We start from the raw sequence: 3,956 nt of genomic DNA, 5'->3' as shown, positions 1-3,956 counted from the left end.
GCCCGCGATCACGCCCGGCATGGTCGCCGAGCGGGCGGCCGGGCTGGTCGTGCTGCTCGGCCCGGCCTCGGACGTCGGACGGGCCGTCGCCGCGCGCGACCGGGTGAAGGCGGCGGCGCTGCTGGACGCCTGGCGGGCCACCGGGGCCCGGATCGCGGTCGAGATCGTCAACCACCACGGGCAGGGGGACGGCCCGCGCGCCGCCCGGATGCTGGCGCTCGCGCGGGAGGCGGGCGTCCCGGCCGTCCTCGGCAACGGCGTCCGCTACCTGGACAAGGCGGATCATCCGGTCGCGCAGGTGCTGGACGCGGCGCGCAAGCTCGTCCCGCTGCACCGCCGCCACCTGGACGACCAGACCGGGCACGCCTACCTGAAGTCGGAGGCGGAGATGCGCCGGTCGGCCGCGCTCGCCTGCGGCCCGGACGAGGCGGACGCCCTGGTCAGAGCCACCCGGGAACTCGCCGACCGGTGCGTCCTGGAACCCGGGCGCGACCTCGGCATGGGCCGCGCGCACCTCCCGGACACCGGGCCCGAGCCGCACCGGCGGCTCGCCGAGCGCTGCCTCCGGGGCCTGCGCGGACGCGGCCTGGAGCACCGGAACGGCTACGAGGCGCGGCTCGCGCACGAACTGGACATCATCGGCCGCAAGGGCTTCGCGTCGTACTTCCTGACCGTCGCGGACGCCGCCGAGCTCATCCGCGGCCTCGGCGTCCGCTGCGCGATCCGCGGGTCGGGCGCGGGCAGCCTGGTGAACTTCCTGCTCGGCATCGGCGACCTGGACCCGCTCCGGCACGACCTGGTGATGGAGCGGTTCCTCGCCGACAGCCGTCCCGGGCTGCCCGACATCGACCTCGACGTGGAGTCCGCGCGGCGGCCCGAGGCGTACGAGGCGCTGTTCCGGCGGTTCGGGACGGACGCGACGGCGTGCGTGTCGATGATGGAGACCTACCGGGCGCGCAGCGCGATCCGCGACGTGGCCGGCGCGCTCGGCCTGCCGCCGCACGAGGTGGACGCGATCGCGAAGGCGTTCCCGCACATCCGGGCGCGGCAGATCCGGGCGGCGCTCACCGAGCTGCCCGAGCTGCGCCGCTCGAACCTGAACAACGCCCAGCTCGCGACGGTCTTCACGCTCGCCGAGCGGCTGGACGGCCTGCCGCGGCACATCGCGCTGCACCCGTGCGGCGTGATCCTGTCCAACCCGACGCTGCGCGACCGGACGCCGGTCGAGCCGAGCACCGCCGGGTTCCCGATGAGCCAGTTCGACAAGGACGACGTGGAGGCGATGGGGCTGCTGAAGCTCGACGTCATCGGCGTCCGGATGCAGTCCGCGCTCGCGCACGCGGTCGCGGAGATCGAGCGGACCACCGGCGGGCGCGTCGAGCTGGAGGCCGTCCCGCGCGACGACGCGCCGACGTTCGAGATGATCCGGTCCGCGCGGACGCTCGGCTGCTTCCAGATCGAGTCGCCCGGCCAGCGCGAGCTGGTCGCCAAGCTGCTGCCGCGCACGGTCGACGACCTGGTGGTGGACATCTCCCTGTTCCGTCCCGGCCCGGTCGGCTCGGACATGGTGAACCCGTTCCTGGACGCCCGGCACGGCCGCCGCCCGGCGGTCTACCCGCATTCGGATCTGGAGCCGGTACTGCGGGAGAGCCGCGGCGTGGTGGTCTGGCACGAGCAGGTGCTCCGCGTCCTGGACGTCATGACCGGGTGCGGCCTGTCCGAGGCGGAGGGCATGCGCCGCCGGATGTCCAGCACGGAAGGCCTGGAGGCCGTCGGAACGTGGTTCCGGGAGCGGGCGGACGCGCGCGGATACGACGCGGCCACGGTCGAACGGGTCTGGCGGACGCTCGCCGCGTTCGGCGCGTTCGGGTTCTGCAAGGCGCACGCGGCGTCGTTCGCGCTGCCCACCTACCAGTCGGCGTGGCTGAAGCGGCACCACACGGCCGCGTTCTTCGCCGGGGTCCTCACCCACGACCCGGGCATGTACCCGAAGCGGGTCATCCTGGACGACGCGCGGCACTTCGGCGTGCCGGTTCTGCCGCTGGACGTCAACCGGTCCGCCGCGCCGTGGCGGGTCGAGGACGGCGGCATCCGGGTGGCGCTCAGCGAGGTCCGGGGGATCGCCGAGGCCGAGGTCGCGCGGATCGTCGAGCGCCGTCCGTACGCCTCGCTCGGCGACTTCTGGCGGCGGGCGCACGCGTCCCGGCCGACGGTGGAGCGGCTGGTCCTGGCGGGCGGGTTCGACGCGTTGTACCGCGGCACCCCGGTCGGACGCCGCGACCTGCTCTGCCGGGTCGGCGCGCTCGACCGGGCGTCGTCGGCGCGCCCGTCCGCCGGCCTGGTCGAGGGACAGCTCCCGCTCGGGGACGGCCTGGCGGCGCCCGAGCCCGGGATGCTGGAGGACGTCCCGCTGGGCGAGCTGCCGCCGATGACGCCGTCGGAGATCGTCGAGGCCGAGCTCGACGTCCTCGGCATGGACGTCAGCCGGCACGTGATCAGCTTCTACGGCGACCTGCTGCGCGCGCTCGGCGCCGTCCCGGCCCGCGACCTGCCCGACCGTGGCAAGGGCGAGGAGGTGCTGGTCGCGGGGGTGAAGGTGGCCACGCAGACTCCGGCCGTCCGGTCCGGGCAGCGGGTGGTGTTCGCGACGCTGGACGACGCGACCGGCCCCGTCGACCTCACCTTCTTCGAGTCCGTCCAGGACCGCTGCGCCGCGACGGTGTTCGGGTCGTGGCTGCTGCTCGCGCGCGGACGCGTCCACAAGCCGGGCTTCCGCGCCGCGTCCGTCACCGCGTCCGAGTGCTGGGACCTCGACGTCCTGGACGCGGCGTGGCGCGAGGGCGGGATCGGGGCCGTCCGGCGGGCCATGGCGGCGTCCGGACCGTCTTCGGCCGCGGCGGCGCGCCGTCCGATCGGCCGCCGCACGACCTACGGCTCAGGCTTCGCCGTCAGCGCGTACGCCGACGTCGGCCCCGCGGGCCCGCAGGTCAGACGCCCGCAGGCGGCCCGGCTCTGGCACACCAGCCCGGGCAGCTCCGGCCCGACCGCGCCGTGACGGGCGTCCCGGAGGGGCGGTCTAGTCGGGGCGGGCGATCTGGAGGCGGGTGACCTGGTAGACCACGCTCATCGCGAGGGTCGCGGCCAGGGCCTGGAACGCCGCCGCGGCGACGCCCAGGTGGACGGTGAAGCGGGCGTCGGCGAGCGAGTCGGCCCCGCCGCGCGCGAACCAGCGGGACAGCAGCACGGCGAGCAGGACGCTCAGCCACCACGCGCCGATCAGGCACCCGGCGACGTGCCGCTGCGACATCCGGTAGCGGCCGGTGGTCACCAGGACGTCGTACATCAGGCGCGGCGGCACCCACAGGTTCGCGACCGGGACGAGCCAGCCGAACACGACCCAGCTCCGCCGGTGCCGGTGCGGGCCGGGCGACTGGGTGTAGGCCCGCCACAGCCAGGACACGAACATCACGCCGGTGATGCCGGCGAGCACGGCGCAGATGACGAACAGGTCGGAGAACGGCACCAGGGAGTGCCGGGCCGAGGCCGGGTCGTAGCCGTCCTGGGTGGCCGTCCGCAGCGGACGCGACACCCGGACCAGGCTGATCCCGGCGCCCAGCGCGAGGAACGCGTGGAAGCCCAGCAGCATGAACACCGCGACCCCGACGGCGCGGAAGTCCCGGCGCCTGGCCCATGCTCCGCAGGCCGGGCAGCGCGCGACGTCCGCCGGGACGATGTCGCCGCAAAGCGCACACGGCATGGGGGACACCTCCGAGGACTTTCTAGTCCAATGCCTCGGATACTACGTACCTTTGCCCCGCCCCGTGGCGTCCCCGGCGGACCGGGCCCGGTCAACTCCCCAAGCCCTTGGCGCGCGGGCGCCCGTGACGTGCGGGCGTCCGGCGCGCGGGCGCGCGGCGCGGCCCGGGGGCGTCCAGGCGGACGGTGTGGCCGCATGG

General features: G+C 75.2%; 2 protein-coding genes. One reads left to right on the top strand and one right to left on the bottom strand.

Translation table 11 applies throughout. From position 1 onward, the window contains the following. A partial coding sequence (locus DZF91_RS27100) for a DNA polymerase III subunit alpha (RefSeq protein ID WP_147341406.1) occupies window positions 1-3,055 on the top strand: 3,055 nt, incomplete at its 5' end. 21 nt (window positions 3,056-3,076) lie between these two features. On the opposite strand, the gene DZF91_RS27095 is transcribed toward DZF91_RS27100, so the two are convergent. After that, window positions 3,077-3,757, bottom strand: a complete 681-nt coding sequence (locus DZF91_RS27095; RefSeq protein ID WP_117359993.1) for a DUF4328 domain-containing protein — start codon at window positions 3,755-3,757, stop codon at window positions 3,077-3,079. Between the last annotated feature and the right edge of the window lie 199 nt (window positions 3,758-3,956).

The sequence above is a fragment of the Actinomadura logoneensis genome (genome assembly GCF_003428695.1).
GTDB lineage: Bacteria > Actinomycetota > Actinomycetes > Streptosporangiales > Streptosporangiaceae > Spirillospora > Spirillospora logoneensis.
Note: the sequence above shows the minus strand (reverse complement) of the source record. Positions and strands in the feature narration are given on the sequence as shown.

Coding starts and splice junctions, on each gene's coding strand:
- DZF91_RS27095 (WP_117359993.1), bottom strand. CDS start 3,757: ATGCCGTGTGCGCTTTGCGGCGACATCGTCCCGGCGGACGTCGCGCGC.